Source organism: Pedobacter sp. 05T44 (assembly GCF_056395985.1).
In genome coordinates, this window is sequence record NZ_JBFTKO010000004.1 from 180,796 (window position 1) to 197,090 (window position 16,295).

General features: G+C 41.9%; 18 protein-coding genes. 10 read left to right on the forward strand and 8 right to left on the reverse strand.

Translation table 11 applies throughout. From position 1 onward, the window contains the following. Positions 1-94: 94 nt before the first annotated feature. The 3 genes from AC1DDK_RS09415 to AC1DDK_RS09425 all read right to left on the reverse strand — a co-directional run bounded on the left by AC1DDK_RS09415 (position 95) and on the right by AC1DDK_RS09425 (position 2,430). Positions 95-1,132, reverse strand: coding sequence for a FecR family protein (locus AC1DDK_RS09415; RefSeq protein WP_337714920.1), 1,038 nt, complete (start codon positions 1,130-1,132; stop codon positions 95-97). An 87-nt stretch (positions 1,133-1,219) separates the two neighbouring features. After that, positions 1,220-1,822, reverse strand: a complete 603-nt coding sequence (locus AC1DDK_RS09420) for an RNA polymerase sigma factor (RefSeq protein WP_337714921.1) — start codon at positions 1,820-1,822, stop codon at positions 1,220-1,222. A gap of 149 nt (positions 1,823-1,971) precedes the next feature. Beyond that, a complete protein-coding gene (locus AC1DDK_RS09425) occupies positions 1,972-2,430 on the reverse strand; it encodes an Lrp/AsnC family transcriptional regulator (protein ID WP_172663390.1) in 459 nt (152 codons plus the stop codon). Positions 2,431-2,603: 173 nt separating this feature from the next. On the opposite strand from AC1DDK_RS09425, the gene AC1DDK_RS09430 reads away from it, so the two are divergent. The 5 genes from AC1DDK_RS09430 (at position 2,604) to AC1DDK_RS09450 (ending at position 8,655) form a co-directional block, all read left to right on the forward strand. Next, positions 2,604-3,653, forward strand: a complete 1,050-nt coding sequence (locus AC1DDK_RS09430) for a PLP-dependent cysteine synthase family protein (protein WP_288880017.1) — start codon at positions 2,604-2,606, stop codon at positions 3,651-3,653. 36 nt (positions 3,654-3,689) lie between these two features. Further along, positions 3,690-4,136, forward strand: coding sequence for a protein-disulfide reductase DsbD domain-containing protein (locus tag AC1DDK_RS09435; protein WP_172663392.1), 447 nt, complete (start codon positions 3,690-3,692; stop codon positions 4,134-4,136). Between the two features lie 14 nt (positions 4,137-4,150). Next, complete coding sequence (locus AC1DDK_RS09440; protein ID WP_430709541.1) at positions 4,151-5,836, forward strand: protein-disulfide reductase DsbD family protein; 1,686 nt, start codon at positions 4,151-4,153, stop codon at positions 5,834-5,836. 91 nt (positions 5,837-5,927) lie between these two features. Further along, on the forward strand, positions 5,928-7,238 hold the full coding sequence (locus tag AC1DDK_RS09445) for a M16 family metallopeptidase (protein ID WP_172663394.1): 1,311 nt from the start codon (positions 5,928-5,930) through the stop codon (positions 7,236-7,238). A 1-nt stretch (position 7,239) separates the two neighbouring features. Further along, positions 7,240-8,655 (forward strand): M16 family metallopeptidase, encoded by a 1,416-nt coding sequence (locus tag AC1DDK_RS09450; RefSeq protein ID WP_337714925.1) that lies wholly within the window; start codon positions 7,240-7,242, stop codon positions 8,653-8,655. A gap of 303 nt (positions 8,656-8,958) precedes the next feature. Here the strand turns inward: AC1DDK_RS09450 and AC1DDK_RS09455 are convergent, their stop codons facing one another. Next, on the reverse strand, positions 8,959-9,111 hold the full coding sequence (locus tag AC1DDK_RS09455; RefSeq protein WP_172663926.1) for a helix-turn-helix domain-containing protein: 153 nt from the start codon (positions 9,109-9,111) through the stop codon (positions 8,959-8,961). A gap of 167 nt (positions 9,112-9,278) precedes the next feature. Here AC1DDK_RS09455 and AC1DDK_RS09460 point away from each other — a divergent pair, with 167 nt between their 5' ends. After that, positions 9,279-10,004, forward strand: a complete 726-nt coding sequence (locus AC1DDK_RS09460) for a TylF/MycF/NovP-related O-methyltransferase (RefSeq protein ID WP_172663396.1) — start codon at positions 9,279-9,281, stop codon at positions 10,002-10,004. A 550-nt stretch (positions 10,005-10,554) separates the two neighbouring features. Here the strand turns inward: AC1DDK_RS09460 and AC1DDK_RS09465 are convergent. Further along, on the reverse strand, positions 10,555-11,415 hold the full coding sequence (locus tag AC1DDK_RS09465) for an NmrA family NAD(P)-binding protein (RefSeq protein WP_337714927.1): 861 nt from the start codon (positions 11,413-11,415) through the stop codon (positions 10,555-10,557). A gap of 89 nt (positions 11,416-11,504) precedes the next feature. Between AC1DDK_RS09465 and AC1DDK_RS09470 the strand changes: the two genes are divergently transcribed. The 3 genes from AC1DDK_RS09470 to AC1DDK_RS09480 are packed head-to-tail and all read left to right on the forward strand — an operon-like array spanning position 11,505 to position 13,072. Further along, positions 11,505-12,149 carry a class I SAM-dependent DNA methyltransferase gene (locus AC1DDK_RS09470; protein ID WP_288880033.1) on the forward strand — a complete coding sequence of 215 codons (645 nt, stop codon included), beginning with the start codon at positions 11,505-11,507 and terminating at the stop codon, positions 12,147-12,149. 14 nt (positions 12,150-12,163) lie between these two features. Then, on the forward strand, positions 12,164-12,694 hold the full coding sequence (locus AC1DDK_RS09475; protein WP_288880036.1) for a DinB family protein: 531 nt from the start codon (positions 12,164-12,166) through the stop codon (positions 12,692-12,694). Between the two features lie 18 nt (positions 12,695-12,712). After that, positions 12,713-13,072 (forward strand): cupin domain-containing protein, encoded by a 360-nt coding sequence (locus tag AC1DDK_RS09480; protein ID WP_172663400.1) that lies wholly within the window; start codon positions 12,713-12,715, stop codon positions 13,070-13,072. A gap of 49 nt (positions 13,073-13,121) precedes the next feature. On the opposite strand, the gene AC1DDK_RS09485 is transcribed toward AC1DDK_RS09480, so the two are convergent. Then, a complete protein-coding gene (locus tag AC1DDK_RS09485) occupies positions 13,122-13,484 on the reverse strand; it encodes a nuclear transport factor 2 family protein (RefSeq protein WP_172663401.1) in 363 nt (120 codons plus the stop codon). Positions 13,485-14,273: 789 nt separating this feature from the next. Between AC1DDK_RS09485 and AC1DDK_RS09490 the strand changes: the two genes are divergently transcribed. Then, the gene (locus AC1DDK_RS09490; RefSeq protein ID WP_172663402.1) at positions 14,274-14,540 is read left to right on the forward strand and encodes a hypothetical protein; all 267 of its coding nucleotides are present in this window, start codon (positions 14,274-14,276) and stop codon (positions 14,538-14,540) included. 307 nt (positions 14,541-14,847) lie between these two features. Here the strand turns inward: AC1DDK_RS09490 and AC1DDK_RS09495 are convergent, their stop codons facing one another. Together AC1DDK_RS09495 and AC1DDK_RS09500 are read right to left on the reverse strand one after the other, a co-directional pair. Continuing rightward, the gene (locus AC1DDK_RS09495) at positions 14,848-15,105 is read right to left on the reverse strand and encodes a hypothetical protein (RefSeq protein ID WP_172663403.1); all 258 of its coding nucleotides are present in this window, start codon (positions 15,103-15,105) and stop codon (positions 14,848-14,850) included. Positions 15,106-15,199: 94 nt separating this feature from the next. Next, the gene (locus AC1DDK_RS09500) at positions 15,200-16,264 is read right to left on the reverse strand and encodes a glycoside hydrolase family 43 protein (protein WP_288880045.1); all 1,065 of its coding nucleotides are present in this window, start codon (positions 16,262-16,264) and stop codon (positions 15,200-15,202) included. Positions 16,265-16,295: the final 31 nt, after the last annotated feature.

Below are 16,295 nucleotides of genomic sequence, written 5' to 3' on the forward strand. Positions count from 1 at the left end.
TTAGCGACAGGGAGTTTTTCGTCAAATACGCAGGTAGTAAATTTCTCTCATAAATGTTTAGTTAATGGTTTAGGTATATTAAATTGATTAATTATTATTTGCATCCATTACCGGAGATAATGATTTCCCCTGCCTTTTTTTGATATTCTATATGATTGAATGAAGCTATAACCTGCAATATTTCATCCAGACTTTCTCCCTTTAAGAAGGTAGCCGTAAAACGACAACCCTTACTATAATCGTTGGCAAACCTTATTTTTATGTTGAAACGTCGGGCCAGTTGCGCCATCGCATCATCCATGGTTACATCGTCAAAAAACAGGTCATTTTCCTGCCATTCTACAATCCTGCGTGCTTCTACTCCAAGGACTTCGGATTTATTTTGTTTTTGGTTAAAAACAATCTGCTGATCGGGCAGAATAACTCCCAGCGTTTTGTTTTCTTTCTGCACCATCACTTTACCGCGGGTTACAGTTACAATGACATTATTTTCACGATCAACGTACTTAATGTTAAATGCCGTACCCAGCACTGTTGTTTTAATCTTCCCGGTATGCACCACAAACGGTCGGCTGGCATCATGCTTAATATCGAAGTACCCTTCCCCAATCAAAGAGACCTCTCTTGTTTTTTTATTGAAATGAGACGAAAATATCAGGGTACTTTGCTTGTTAAGCACAACCCTACTTCCGTCAGGAAGTGTAATACCCCTGTGTTCAGCAGTTGCACGCTCCGTGATTAAAGAACTTTGGCCATTAGCTGTAAAATGACCTTCATTAACTCGTTTATTTCCAGCAGGTGTGAGGTATAGGAAAACAAAGAAACCAATGACCAGCAGGGCGGCAGCCCATATGACTCTTCGCAGTATAGGCCTTATCTTAATCACCTTCAAAGAGGGGGCAATTTCTTTATCCTTATCGGAGGCCACCACGCGGTCAAAAATCTGTATGGCACTGTTTTTATCCAACACTTCTTCTGTAAAATGTTTCTCCCATTCACTATCCATCAATTCATCGAGTTCGCTAACCGCATTTCCACTGTTAACCAGTGCCATAAATTCGGCATGCTCTTCCTTGGTACAGGTGTGATCGGCATATTTCCGAAACAAATACATTAATCGTTCCTTATTCATGGGGATATATATTTTTCGCAGGGCACATCATCAGGCCTTTAATTAGATGACAACTGGAATTCAAAAAGGGAGTAGTCGAAATAAAAATTATTTTGCCAGGTGAAATAAAATAACCAGCAACAGGGGTAAGTCTGCATGATTGTCCATAAGCCCCCGAATGGTTTTGGTCGCCTCGCGAAGATGCACTTTTACCGTCAGCGGTGAAATGTGGAGGCGTTCAGCAACATCTTTCTGTTTCAACCCTTCCATATGGCACATCCGGTAAATATTCTGTTGCTGAGGAGGTAACTTTTGAATGGCCGCGTTTAACAAAGCCAATGTTTCCTTAACCATAATACCGCTTTCAGTTGTGTTATCAATATCGTTCCACTCCTTCTGACTTATCTCATTGGTCTTAAAGTCAAGTGCCAATTTTTTCAACGCATTAAGGGTAAGATTTTTGGAAACAACCCGTAGGTAAGCTCCGAAATTATTGATTTCCGGAAGTTTGTCTCTTTTTAACCAGATATTGGTAAAAACATCCTGCACAATATCCTCAGAAAGCTGTTGCGATCTTAAAAACCGAAAAGCATAGGCATAAACCTTAGCACTGTAATGATCGAAAATCCGCCCGAACGCTTGCTGATCACCATCAGCAACTTTAGTCATCAATGGTTTGTCATCACCCGGTTCAAAGACTTTAGCTCCCATGTAACTAAGTTATTATTTTAGCCATAAAGTTACATAAAGTTGGTCACAAGTTTTAATTCTTATCAGCTAAAGCGTCTTTAGCATCACAAATCAGAAAGCATTTTAGTAAAAAAAGGTTTTTTTTTGCCGCTTAACTATGGATATTTTTATTAAATCGGATATGCGGTAACATTTTTAACCACTCTTAGCACAAAAGAACTGTTAACTCTGGATACATTAGCTAATTTTGCCAGTTTATCCCGGAGAAAATCCGAATACTCATCCAAATCACGGGTGGCTACCTTCAGAATAAAATCACTATCACCAGACATTTGAAAGCATTCCATCACTTCATCAAATTTAGAAACTTCCTGTTCAAATTGAATCAGAATCTCTGCAGTATGGCTACTCATATGGACATGGGGAAAAGTAATCAACCCCCTGTCTATTTTGTTTCGGTCCAGAATTGCAACGGTACTTTTTATATACCCCTGGTCAATCAGTTTCCTTCTTCGTTCCTGAATAGCCGCCACAGACCTGTGCAGCCGAACCGCCAGTTCCTTGTTGGTAAGGGTGGCATCATGCTGAAGGATTTTTAACAGTTCAAGGTCAATTGTGTCTAATTGCATATCAATAAATCAGTTCAGGTGTAAAAAAAACGCCAAAAGAATATTTACGGTAACCAAAACTAGCAAAAAAACATAAATATATTGATTTTACAAGTAAAAAAACTGAAAATGATCGTATCTATTGTGCATTAAAAGGAGTATATAGAGTTTTGGCAATCACTTCAATAAAAGTTATGCTGGCTGAAACCAAAGAACAAACCTGTTTAAGCACCACCCTGGTAAATAAATTCGACCACCTCTGGCATTTGGTGGGCAACACCCCTATGTTGGAAATCCATTATACTTATAAGGGAATTCCCAGCAAGATCTATGTGAAATGCGAACATTACAATCTTACCGGAAGTATCAAAGACAGAATGGCGCTGAACATCATTTATGAGGCGTATAATCATTGTGCAATAAAACCCGGAGACACCATTATTGAAGCTACCAGTGGAAATACAGGGATTGCCTTTGCCGCTATCGGTAAGGCCCTTGGCCACCCGGTGAAGATCATTATGCCCAACTGGCTAAGTAAGGAAAGAACAGACATCATCAAAAGCCTTGGGGCAGAGGTAGTCCTGATCAGTAAGGAAGAAGGCGGATTTGTAGGCAGTATTAAACTTTGTGAACAGCTGGCTGCCGAGGGTAACGTTTTCCTCCCTCAGCAATTTGAGAACAAGTACAATGAGCAGGCCCATGAAAAAACCACGGGACAGGAAATATGGGAACAACTGCAAACCAGAAATCTGGTGCCGGATGCATTCGTAGCAGGTGTGGGTACAGGTGGAACTGTGATGGGTGTAGGTAAAAGGCTAAAAAACTATCATCCCAGCATCAAAATCCATCCACTGGAACCCGCCGAAAGTCCAACACTGACCACAGGCTATAAAGTAGGGAGCCACAGAATCCAGGGGATTTCTGATGAATTCATTCCGCAGATCGTTAAACTGGACAAACTGGACAAAGTCATCCAGGCTAATGACGGTGATGCCATCATCATGGCTCAGAAACTCGCGAAAGAACTGGGACTCGCGGTAGGCATTTCCTCGGGGGCGAATGTAATCGGGGCAATTAAACTAAAACAGGAACTGGGAGCAGCAGCAGTAGTGGTCACCCTACTTTGCGACAGCAATAAAAAGTACCTGAGTACTGACCTGGTTAAAGAAGAACCTATCAGGGACTTCTATATCTCAACAGATACCATCTTTACAGGTTACGACCCCATCTGCCGACTCAGCTAACACTAAAACAATCAACCAACCAAAAAACACATAAACATGAAAAATCTATTTGTATTTGCCCTGGCGCTTTTTTTAAGCTTTTCGGCCAGCAGCCAAATTCTCAAGCCCGTGAAATGGAGCTATGCAGCCAAGAAAACTTCTAAAACAGAAGCCATCCTCTACCTCAAAGCCACTATAGAAGACCGCTGGCATATCTACTCCCAAAATATGGCAGATGGCGGACCTGTGAAAACAAGCTTTAGCTTTGTACCTTCAAAAACTTACAAACTAAGTGGAAAAACCGTTGAGCCCAAAGCAATTACCAAATTTGAAAAGTCTTTTGAAATGAATGTCAGTTATTTTGAAAAATCTGTCATTTTTCAACAAAAGATAAAATTGACAGGAGCTAAAGCGCTAGTTAAAGGCACCCTCGAATTTATGGTTTGTGATGACCAGCAGTGTTTGCCACCCGAAACTGTTGAATTTTCGATTCCTGTAAGCTAGTCGAAATGAAACCGATGTACTACCCAACCGTCATCAAAACGCTTATGATGACGGTGCTATTTATTATGGCGTCCCTTTATCCTATTTTTTCACAAGAATCGGATACTTCAATGGCTAATGTTGAATTTACCGAGATTGTACCCGACACTACACTTAAGACCGATACATTGACTACTGTTCAGGCAGGGACGGCTGATACTGTAAAAAAAATAACAGCAACCAGCACCCAGGTCAAAACCAGTAAGGCAGAAAAAGAGAAAACATTGTGGGAAACGTTCATTGCAGGATTGGCAGGAGGTTTTCTAGCCTTCCTGATGCCATGCATTTTTCCAATGGTACCACTTACCATCAGCTATTTCACCAAAAGAGCAGGAAGCAAAAGTAAAGGTATCGGTCAGGCCCTGATCTACGGACTGTCCATCATTGTCATTTATGTAGGACTGGGCTTACTGATCACTGTTATATTTGGTTCTGCGGGACTAAATGCATTAAGTGCCAGCGGGTTGTTCAACTTTTTATTCTTCCTTCTGCTAGTGGTGTTTGCGATCTCTTTTTTTGGGGCATTTGAAATTACCCTACCCAGTTCATTTGTAAACAAAATAGACAACAAGGCCGACAACAGTAAAGGTCTTGGCGGTATTTTCTTCATGGCAGCCTCCTTAGCATTGGTTTCCTTCTCCTGTACAGGACCTATTATTGGCACCTTGCTGGTACAGGCCAGTTCCAAAGGCGAACTACTGGCTCCAGCTATAGGGATGTTTGGGTTCGCCCTGGCTTTGGCCTTACCATTTACCTTATCGGCTATATTTCCCGGTGTTTTGAATAGTATGCCCAAATCTGGCGGATGGCTAAACAGTATAAAAGTATGTCTGGGTTTCCTGGAACTGGCCCTGGCCTTAAAGTTCCTCTCCTCAGCCGACCTGGCCTGGCACTGGGAGTGGTTTGATCGGGAAGTTTTCCTGGTACTGTGGATCGTCATCTTTATGCTCATGGGGATTTATCTGCTGGGCAAGATCAAGTTTTCACATGACAGCGATGTGCCCTATGTATCTGTACCACGTTTATTTTTCGCCATCCTGTCCTTTTCATTTGCCTTATATATGGTGTCCGGCTTATGGGGGGCACCTGTCAGCGTATTAAGCGGCCTTGCACCACCAATGAACACCCAGGATTTTATCCTGAGCAGCAATGGAATTGTTCCGGTTACAACATCAGTCAATTTTCCAGCAAAGGTGAAGCATAGTGAATCATTAAAGGCCCCATTGGGTTTTCATCCTTTCTTTGACCTGGAGGAAGGTCTGGCGTATGCAAAGAAGGTGGGTAAACCTGTGCTGCTTGACTTTACCGGGCATACCTGCGTGAACTGCCGGAGAATGGAGGACCTGGTGTGGGTGGACAAGGAGGTCAGTAGGCTGATCAATGAGGAATATGTACTGATCCAACTCTATGCCGACGACCGTAACATTAAGATGCCTGCAAACAAAATCCACTACTCTAAAATTTTAAAACGCAAAACTGAGGACCTTGGCTATTGGAACCTGGATTTCCAGGCCACTAAATATGGTTCAAACGCCCAGCCTTTATATGTTCTGGCAGGCCATGACCTGGTTCCTTTGGTGGAAACACAGGGGGCCAATTTTGATACCAAGGCCTATGCAACCTATCTTAAAAGCGGATTGACAGCACTTAAGAATAAATAAACAAGTCTACTTATAAAAAACAAAATAGGAGTTAATAATTAACCAGGATCGGTGGATGCCGACCTGGTTTACTTACAAAAAAGATAAAAATATGAGATATAAGTTTCTAATAACGTTGTCGCTTTCAGGACTTTTCCTTTGCGCCAGTGCACAACAGGTAAAATTTACCGAATACGACCTGGCAAATGGCCTGCATGTAATCCTTCATCAGGATAAGACTGCCCCGGTAGTGGCTGTATCGGTCATGTATCATGTAGGTTCTAAAGACGAGGATCCTCAAAGAACAGGTTTTGCACATTTTTTCGAGCACTTACTATTTGAAGGCAGTGAAAACATGAAACGTGGAGATTTTATGAAGATCGTTAGCAGCAACGGTGGCCAGAACAATGCAAACACCAGTCAGGACAGAACATTTTATTACGAAGTATTTCCTTCTAATCAGCTGGAACTGGGTTTATGGCTGGAAAGCGAGCGTATGCTCCATCCTAAAATTGACGATGCAGGTGTTAAAACCCAGCGCGAAGTAGTTAAAGAAGAAAAGCGTATGCGTATGGACAACAAACCTTATGGGAAATTTGCGGAAAACATCTTCAGTCATTTGTTTGATGGCCATCCTTATAGCTGGCAACCAATAGGATCAATGGCGCATCTGGATGCAGCAAAACTAGATGAGTTTATTGCCTTTTTCAAAAAATATTATGCCCCTAACAATGCGGTGTTGACCATCGCTGGAGACCTGGACATTGAAAACACCAAAATACTGATTGCCAAATATTTTAACGAAGTGCCTATAGGAGTTCCGGTGATCAAAGGCACTTTCGAACTCAAACCAATCGCTAAACAAATCGTAGATACGGTTTATGATGCGAATATTCAAATTCCCGCGATATTTGCGGCTTACCGTATTCCCGGAATGAAGAGCCGCGAGAACAAAGTCCTCGAAATGGTCAGCACAATTTTATCTGGTGGAGGAAGTTCAAGGTTAAGCACAAAAATGGTCGATCAGAAAAAAACGGCCCTGGAGGTGGCAGCCTTCAACTACACACTGGAAGATTATGGTGCGTACATTACGCTTGCCCTACCCAACAACAATACTCCTTTAAATGGCCTTTTAACTGATATTGACGCAGAGGTTACCCGATTACAGTCAGATCTGATCACAGAATCAGAATACACAAAACTCCAAAATCAATTTGAGAATGGGTATGTCAGTGCCAATAGTAAAATGATCGGGGTTGCAGAAAGCCTTGCCAACGGATATACCCTTCATAAAAATACGAATGACCTGAATGAGCAGCTGGCTCAGGTGAAATCAATCACCAAAGAAGAGATCAGGGATGTTGCCCGGAAATATTTAACTAAAGATCAGCGTGTAGTACTTTACTATTTACCAAAGAAATAACATGAAGAAGATATTCATATTCGCCGTTTCAGTCCTGTTTACTCAAGCAGCTATGGCACAAAAATTAGATAGAAGTCAAAAGCCGAAACCAGGGCCTGCACCAGCTATCACTTTCGCCGATCCTGTAATTTATAAGCTGTCAAACGGCATCACCGTTCTGGTCGTAGAAAATCATAAATTACCAAAGGTTTCAGCAAGTTACAGTATTGATGCCGGCCCCATTACTGAAGGTTCAAAAGCCGGAGTTATCGGATTACTGGGCGGCATGTTGAATGAAGGAACAGTTACAAAAACGAAGGCACAGTTTGATGAAGCTGTAGACCAAATGGGCGCAGAAGTAGCGCTTACCTCAGGTGGCGGTCAAGTCTCTGCCCTAACCCGCTATTTCAGTAATGCCTTTCTGTTAATGGCAGATGCCCTGAGGAATCCTGCTTTTCCTGAAGGTTCATTTGACAAGCTAAAATCACAAAGCCTTACCAATTTAAAATCCACCGAACGAAGCACTACTGCAATTTCAGGCCGAGTAGTTAATGCAATATCATTTGGTTTGAAGCACCCCTTTGGAGAGTTTGAAACAGCGCAAAGCATTCAAACCATCACGCTGGAGGATATTAAAGTTGCTTATAAAAAATATGTAACTCCTTCAAGAGGTTACCTGACTTTTGTCGGCGACATTAAACCGGAAGCTGCAAAAGCATTGGCCTTAAAAGCATTTGGAGACTGGAGAGGATCTGTTCTGACCTTCCCTGTTTTGGATAAAGTTAGTAACCCTGCTAAAACAGAAGTAGATGTTGTGGATGTACCTAACGCAGTTCAGTCTGAGCTCACGGTAACCAATCTTATTGAGCTTCCAATGAGCAGTCCGGATTATCACGCAGTATTGCTTGCCAATCAGATTCTAGGGGGTGGAGCTGATGCAAAGCTTTTTAGAAATCTGAGAGAAAAACACGGCTTTACATACGGAGCCTATTCGAGAACCGGCTCAGGAAGAGGACAATCAACTTTCAGTGCTACAGCTTCAGTAAGAAATGAAAAAGTGGATAGTGCTGTAGTCGAATTTTTAAAAGAGATCACAATCATGCGTAACGAAAGAGTCAGCCCGGAAATCCTTCAGAATGCGAAAAACTTATACAACGGTTCTTTTGCCCTGGGGCTTGAAAATCCAGCGCGAAGTGCAGGTTTTGCCAGCAACATTCTGATCAACAAACTTCCAAAAGATTTCTACCGTACATACCTGCAAAAACTCAATGCAGTTACTGCAGCGGATATTTTGCGTGTAAGTAAAAAGTACTTCAACCATGATAATTCCAGAGTAGTTATTGTAGGACAGGCAAATCAATTTCTGCCAGGCCTGAAAAAAACAGGTTTTATCATAAAAGAATATGACAGCTATGCCACACCAATAGTGAGTAAATAGTCACCTATTGAGAAAAGAGAAAGCGGTTGAAGTTGTTTCAACCGCTTTCTTGGTTACAGGTTATCGTGTTGCCCTCTACAACATGTGTGGGGGTCAAAGGCAATACCAGGGGGCTTTCCCCCAATAAATATAGAGGCAACGTGATTGACGGATAGACCACAACCCATCTCTTTAACGCTGCAATTAGTTTCATTTTTGTTTTCATACAAATTACTTTTTTGAATACTTATCAAAGGTAATTTCGATTGTAGCCTGCGGGATAGGACAAAAATGAAGTTGAATAGGACTTATTTGATTTTTTTTTCAGAATGCCTCGGGCGAAGTGCCGGTATGCTTTTTGAAAAATCTGATAAAATAGGAAATATCTTCATAACCCAGGTAACAGGCTATCTGGCTGACCTGACTAGATGTGGCAAGCAACTGTCTTTTAGCTTCCAGGATAATGTATTCGTTAATGTATCAATTTGAATGTACATCGAAATAGTATCGATCTTCACATAGGTAACTTTTTCAGAGAAAAGAATGAACTTATAGGGAGTTAGAGTTTAAAATTATGCTTATTGGTCCCATAAAATAAAAATATTCTGTAATTTAAAATCCGGACTGATCAAACAACTGAATTTATGGACAACTATTTTATTATCCAACCACCTTATACCAAAGTAAGACCTAACCCATCGCTTTTAAAACTTGTGAAGGTTTTGAACAAGGCTTTCAGGAAGCTAAAGCTTGGCCTGGTGATTAGCCCTATAGATACCACTGTAGACATGAATACAATTGAACAGCGAATCAATTACTATCATCTACTGAATACGGTAATACAGAATGGTATAGCGGGTGATGTGGTGGAATTGGGGTGTTTTTCCGGACAGTGCGCGCTGCTTTTTGGGAAAGTTATTGAACAGAACCATTCTGATAAAAAGCTCCACCTTTATGACTCCTTTGAAATTAAGTTTGCGGAGAAAAGAAATGTAGAAGATGTTTTGAAGGAAGGTTTTAGCCAGGCTAAACTCAGACTACCTGAACTGCACAAGGGTTATTTTGAACAGACTTTACCAGACCAACTACCCGAAAAGATAGCTTTTGCACATATTGATTGCGGCCATGGCGGCGATAAGCTGCAGCATAAGGAAATTATGTTATTCTGCCTCGGTCAGATTTACCCTAAAATGTCGCCAGGATCGATATGCGTACTGATGGACTATAACGACCCCAAAATCAACGGCCCGGGGCATGATGCCAACCCTGGAGTTAAACTGGCGTGGGATGAGTTTTTTAAAGGTAGGCCGGAGCAAATTGTGCCTTTATATGGCAACCAGTATTTTCATGCCTATTTCACAAAACAATAAATAAGGTGTGTATTTCTTCCCCAATTTTGGTGGTGAAAAAGATAACAGACAAGCAATTTCTTTTTTTGTAAATAACTGTGTTTTAAATCGATACAAGCTTATTATCTCAGTGGTTCCTTTGTATTATTTTTGCAGGAACTAACATTGATCATGATTCTCGTCTATATGTTAGAGGACCCTACGGCTTTAATCACCAGCAAGCTTTAATGAACACTTAATTCACTTATGAGCTCATAAAATCATCCTACCACAAGCTGTCTGATGGTCCAAAGAACAGCCTATACGGTAAATTAATTGATAAGAAGATTAAAGCAAAAGAAGAGCAGCAAATATCCAAACAGAAAACCTCTCAACAAGAGATGATCGGCATTCAGTAATTAATTCTATTGATGCCATCATTTCAGATTTTTATTAGGTGAGAACAAAAGCAACAGAGAATTACTAACCAATATTCTGCAAATATTTTCGTGATTTTTATGCAGGTGTGTGCACTTTGCAAAATAATGAGTACTATTTTGCAAATCCGTATCTTTACATCATCAAGTACCAGCTAACTACCATTCACAACCCCTTTGATAAACTCCTTCAGCGTGGTCTTTCCCTTTACCGGGCTGACAGGCATCTTATAATCCTGTTCCAGCGTCAGCTTGGTCATCGTCGCCATAGACTCCGCTGCTTCCAAAGAAAAACCACCCTTTTGCAAATACGATACCCACTCTGCCTCAGGAACAACCGCAACCTCCACCGGTTTACGCAATGCTTCAGCAAAAGCCTCGGCCACATCACCAGGTGAATATGCTTCGGGCCCCTCAATGTAATAACTATCCGTTTTTTCCAAAGGTTCCAACATCAGACCAGCTCCAAACTCCCCAATGTCTGCAGGCGACACCATCGGCAATTTAAAATCCGCCGGGTAAAAACTATATAACTTTCCCGTTTCCCGAGCCTGATCCGTCGAAAAAATCCAATTGCTCATATAATAAGCCCCATGCATCACGCTCGCAGGAATACCGATCCTACTTAATGACTGCTCCATCTCATATAAAACCCCCAGATCTCCAATCCCTTTACCCGGCTGGGCCCCATACGTAGATTCCGCGACCACCTTCTGAATTTTAGACCCCTGCAAAGCAGCAAGGATCGCCGTTACAGTTTTCTCCTCCTCTTTAACCGTGTCGGTAGAAGGATCAGCAGGCGGGTTCAATAAAAACAAACGTTCCCCGGTATCAAACACCTTCCGCAATTTATCCACCTCCAGCACATTGACCACCGCCACCTGCGCTCCTTTATCCTCCCATTCTTTTTTCTTTTTCTCATCATGAGAAACAATCGTCACTTTTTCTCCCCGTTCCAACAGCCTGGCAGCCAAAACAGATCCGATATTTCCGGTACCTCCTAAAATGATATGCATAAATCTCGTTTTTAAATGAACACTCTCGAAAAAACAAAGCATCCCATTAGAAGGTTTATATTTAAGATAGGCAAAAAGAAAAAATGACCATGGCCAAACCGAAAACCTCCATAGCAGCCATCTACGATAAGGTTGCCAAAAAATATGCCGTTCAGTTCAAAGATGAGTTGCAAGAAAAGCCACTGGACAGATTACTGCTGGAAGCCTTTGCCAAAGACAACAAAAGAAAAGGCACCCTGATCGATCTGGGATGTGGGCCGGGACAAACCACCAGGTTTCTAAAAGACGCCGGGCAAACCGAAATTACCGGGCTAGACCTCAGCCCGGAAATGATCAGCCAGGCCAAAAAACTGCACCCGGACATCGACTTCCAAACCGGAGACCTGCTGACCCTCACTCTACCCGAAAACACCTACGGATCCGCCATCGCGTTTTATGCCATCGTCCATTTCTATCCGGATCAGCTGCCACAGGTATTCACACAAGTCCATAAAATCCTCAAACCAAAGGCTCAATTTCTCCTGTCCTTCCATTGCGGGGATAAGTTCATTCACCTGGACGAATGGTTCGATGAAAAAGTAGACATCGACTTCTATATGTTTGACCCGGACCAGGTCATCCAAAGCCTGAAAGATGCCGGATTTGAAATCAAAGATGCGCTCGTGCGTTATCCCTATCCGAGTGAACACCAGACCCAAAGGGCTTATATCAAATGCGTGAAAAGCCGAAAATAACAAGAAAAAATACTATGAAAATCATTCCCCCTCCTACTGACCAGCAGCTACTCAAAGAGGAACCGCCCCTAGCCAGACTCATACCCGATCACGATCTGTTCCATCATCTGCAAGAAAACATCAAAAAAACCTTTGCCCAGCTACAATATTTAACCGAAGCGCAGCTTCTTTTCCGCTATGCACCCGGCAAATACAGCATCAAGGAAACCCTGCTGCACATGACCGATATGGAACGCATATACAGCTACCGGATCCTACGCACCGCAAGAAATGATCAGACTCCGATGGAAGGATTCGACGCAGAAGTCTATGTAAAGACATCCGGCGCCGACAGCAGAAACATCAAAGACCTGCTGGACGAATTCGCCAGCCAGAGAAAAGCCACCATAAGCCTACTCCAAAGCATGCCCGAGAAAAGTTTAACCTATACCGGATTACTTTATGGAATCCCAGTCACCATCAGCGCCCTGGCCTACCATATTGCAGGCCATGAACTTCATCACCTGGAGATCATACGTACCCGCTACCTGAATAACCATCGTTAATTAGAAAAAGATATACTTATGAAATCCCTGACACTGCTCAACCCCGCCCAACTCGGCCAAACGATAACCGAAGATTACAGCAACCTGCCAATCAGTCTGGTAAACGACCATGTGGTGCGGCTAAGCATCATGACCCAGCCCTATTACTGGCACTTTCATCCTAATTCGGATGAAAGTTTCCTTGGGGTAGAAGGAATATTGGTTATAGAACTGGAAGACCAGATAATTGAACTCTATCCCGGTCAGCTTTTTACCATACCCAGGAACACCCTTCACCAAACACGTCCGAAAGCAGAGCGATCTGTCAATCTCACCTTCGAGCACCAGGACATGGAAACAGTCAAAAAAGAATCTGATCCCAAAAGCGATAATTCTTGAATTACCTCAGGGATAAAATTTGAGCAGGATTCTGCACCAAAACAAAAAATTACCCGTAATATGCAGCAACCTGGCATACCAACCCCTGCCCGTTAAAAGTCATCACCTCTGCTGTTTTTTTACCTGAACCAGTATTCAGGTAGTATAAAGTCAGTCCATCGGTACCGACTAAAACATCCAGTAGCTCAAAATGCAGGTCTGGCATTTTCTCCAGTGCACGGATCCAGTAAGCCCTGACAGCTTCCTTTCCCGAAACGACACCATCCTGCAGATCCAACAGACGGGCTGCCACCGGAGATTTAATGACAAAATCCGCTGAGTAATGACTTAACACCCTTTCCAGGTCATGCGCGTTAAAAGCACTGATCCATTCCTGCGCAAATTCCAGCGCGAATTCTTCTGTTATTTTCATAAAGTATAGTTTAAAAAACCTGCATAATTTAAAAAATTAAACCAGTCCTTAATAGAAAGTTTGTTAGGTCGGTTACTCCTGCCTTTTAGTATAGGTATCACAGTCCACTTTTGGTTCGAAATTTCCTCGATGTTTTTGTAGTGATTGAAGTGACCACAAAAACCTTCTCTGGAATTAGCCCGTTATGGGCGAACGCATTTTCCATTGAAAGGTAGCTTGGTCCAAGTATGTGGTTGGCGAGCAGTGCGCTTTCAGGTCGTCCAGAACCTAGGTACCTACCTGCAGTATAAAGTCTTTTTTGGCCGGTTCGATCAGACCGTCTGCTTAAAAAAACAATATCTTATCATTTGGTCGTTTATAGTCTTTCAAAAGACCTACCAGGAGCTGATGAGTCAGCGCTGGTTAGATAGTGCGCTTAACGCTGCTTGAATATCCATTGTAAAATATCAATAAGATAAACGATTTAATTTCGTTTATCCTCTTTTATTTTAACAAACCTATCGAATGGTGAAAGTCTAATGTCATAAAGCAATATTTCTATATAAATTACCCGCCCACATGCGCCTTTGTTGGGAATCACCATTATTGTCATCTTACTATTGATCTCGCAGAGGAATGGGATCATAATAAAAAAATTAAAGCAATAATAGTTTATCCTGACATAAGTTCGGAAATCCTGAAATTTGTTGCAGGCCCGGAACAACATTGGTCATTCTTCGCAAAATCACGTGTACAAAGAAGATCGTTAATTACCATGTAATTTGACAAATAAAAACTTACTTTACAGGCATGAACGAGCTCAGGAATGGTTATTACGAATTTGACATAGATATTTACCAGGAATGGAAAAGAACAGGCTATCACTATGTGGCTATCATTACCATTAATGCAGACATGTATGAGTACTTGGACGAATCAGCATTTGAAATTATCCCACATGCCAACAGACCAGAAATGGTTGAACAGGTATACGCAATGGACTCGGAGTATCTTTTATCTTGTGCCAATCAAAAGCTTCTGGCAACAACCTTCATCGTACATAAGCGTTACTTATGATTTTTCAATATCTGGTTGTGAAGTCTGTTACTTTAAAACTATTTACGATTGGTTACAGTCCCAGGCAATCAAATGCCTAAATTATACAAGTGCTACACGGGAAGCCTAATTTGGCTACACAACATAAATGACATTAGGCCAGGGAAGCGGCTGGAAGTGTCAATCCGGCTTTTACAGAATATTTTTTCAGCTTTTAATAAAGACAGCAACAACGGAATCATTCCAAAACCAGTCAGCGTAACTCCAGGAAGATTTAATTAATTTTCATGGATTGCCTTAAATTACAAAATTACGAATTGAAACAGGTTTACCTGTACCTTTCCGGTTGCCTGATTACATTTCTTACTATATACATTAAATCCTTAACAATATCTCTGAATCTGGTAGATGTCCCATTGTGTTCGAAGGTATGATAGAGTTCTTTGACAGGGTCATAAATGGTAAACAGATGTCGATTCTTTTTAGGTTGATAATAAGCCTCATATCCGTCAAAGGGCTGATAGGCTACTAGATGAGTGGGTTTAGCCTTTGATCTTTTAATGAATTTAAAATTGTGCGTATCCATAATATAAACATGAATTGACTATACCTAATTTACTAAATCCCTGCGAAATTAGCGATCAAACCCAAACAAATGTGCTGACCCCGAGTTTTAACGGCTAATCTTTCAAAGTCGGTCCATGCACCATTAACCTACCATCTTTGGCAACCTCCATTTTGTCAATGAATACCAGTCTTTGATGTCCTGTGGCCTCAGTACGCCCATGATACACGCAAAGCATCTGCTTGCCGTCAGGCGTATAGGTTATGCTGTTGTGCCCGGTTCCGCTTACCTTTCCACTTCTCTGTAAAACAGGATTGTTATCCGCCTTTTTAAATGGCCCTAAAGGACTTTTTGAGGTAGCATAACCTATGGCATAATTCTGCCCGTCAAAGTTATTTGCCGAGTACATCATGTAATAAATTTTATCTTTTTTAAAGATGTAAGAGCCTTCGGTCCATCTTCGGTTTACTTCCTTTGCAGTTACCGAACGGCTTTCCCACTCCTCTTTGATGCTGCCCATTTTAACTGGTGGACGCAGCAGCAGCACAGGCGCCCCTATGGTGCCCGAAAAATCCGTTTTCAGCTCTACCCCATACACCCAGCTTTCTTCCACCTCATTATACCATCCCCTTTTTTTCGCCCACTGCGCGACCTCACTAGCCACCGGGTGCTTATAGCAGCATCTGGAATAGTATAAATAGATTTTACCATTTTCAACCAGCAAATTGGCATCGATAATCGGGTACCCCGGATCAAAGATGGGGCGGTCATTCAGGTCGATAAAAGGGCCGGTCGGTTTATCTGAAACGGCTACTCCGATCTTGAAATTTTCTTTTTCCTGATTGGGATTTTGCTTCCACTGGGCGCTATATAACATATAATACTTACCACCTTTCTTGTACACCTCAGGCGCCCAAAAGGAATGTATGCCCCAGCCATTGGGATTATCGTGATGATAAACCTGTCCTTCAAATTTCCATTCTTTTAAATTACTCGATGAATAGGCGCCAAATCCGTTTTTTACGTCGCCTCCGGTGCCGTACATATAGTATTTCCCCTGGTCATACATTACATAAGGATCTCCAAAAGGAATGGGCAAAGGGTTTGCGATAAACTGCGCTTTTGCACCGCCAACAGCCATCAGCAGAGATAACAGGCCAATCCAGATCTTTCTCATCATCTTATTTAAGTTAAATTCGGAAATTTAATAT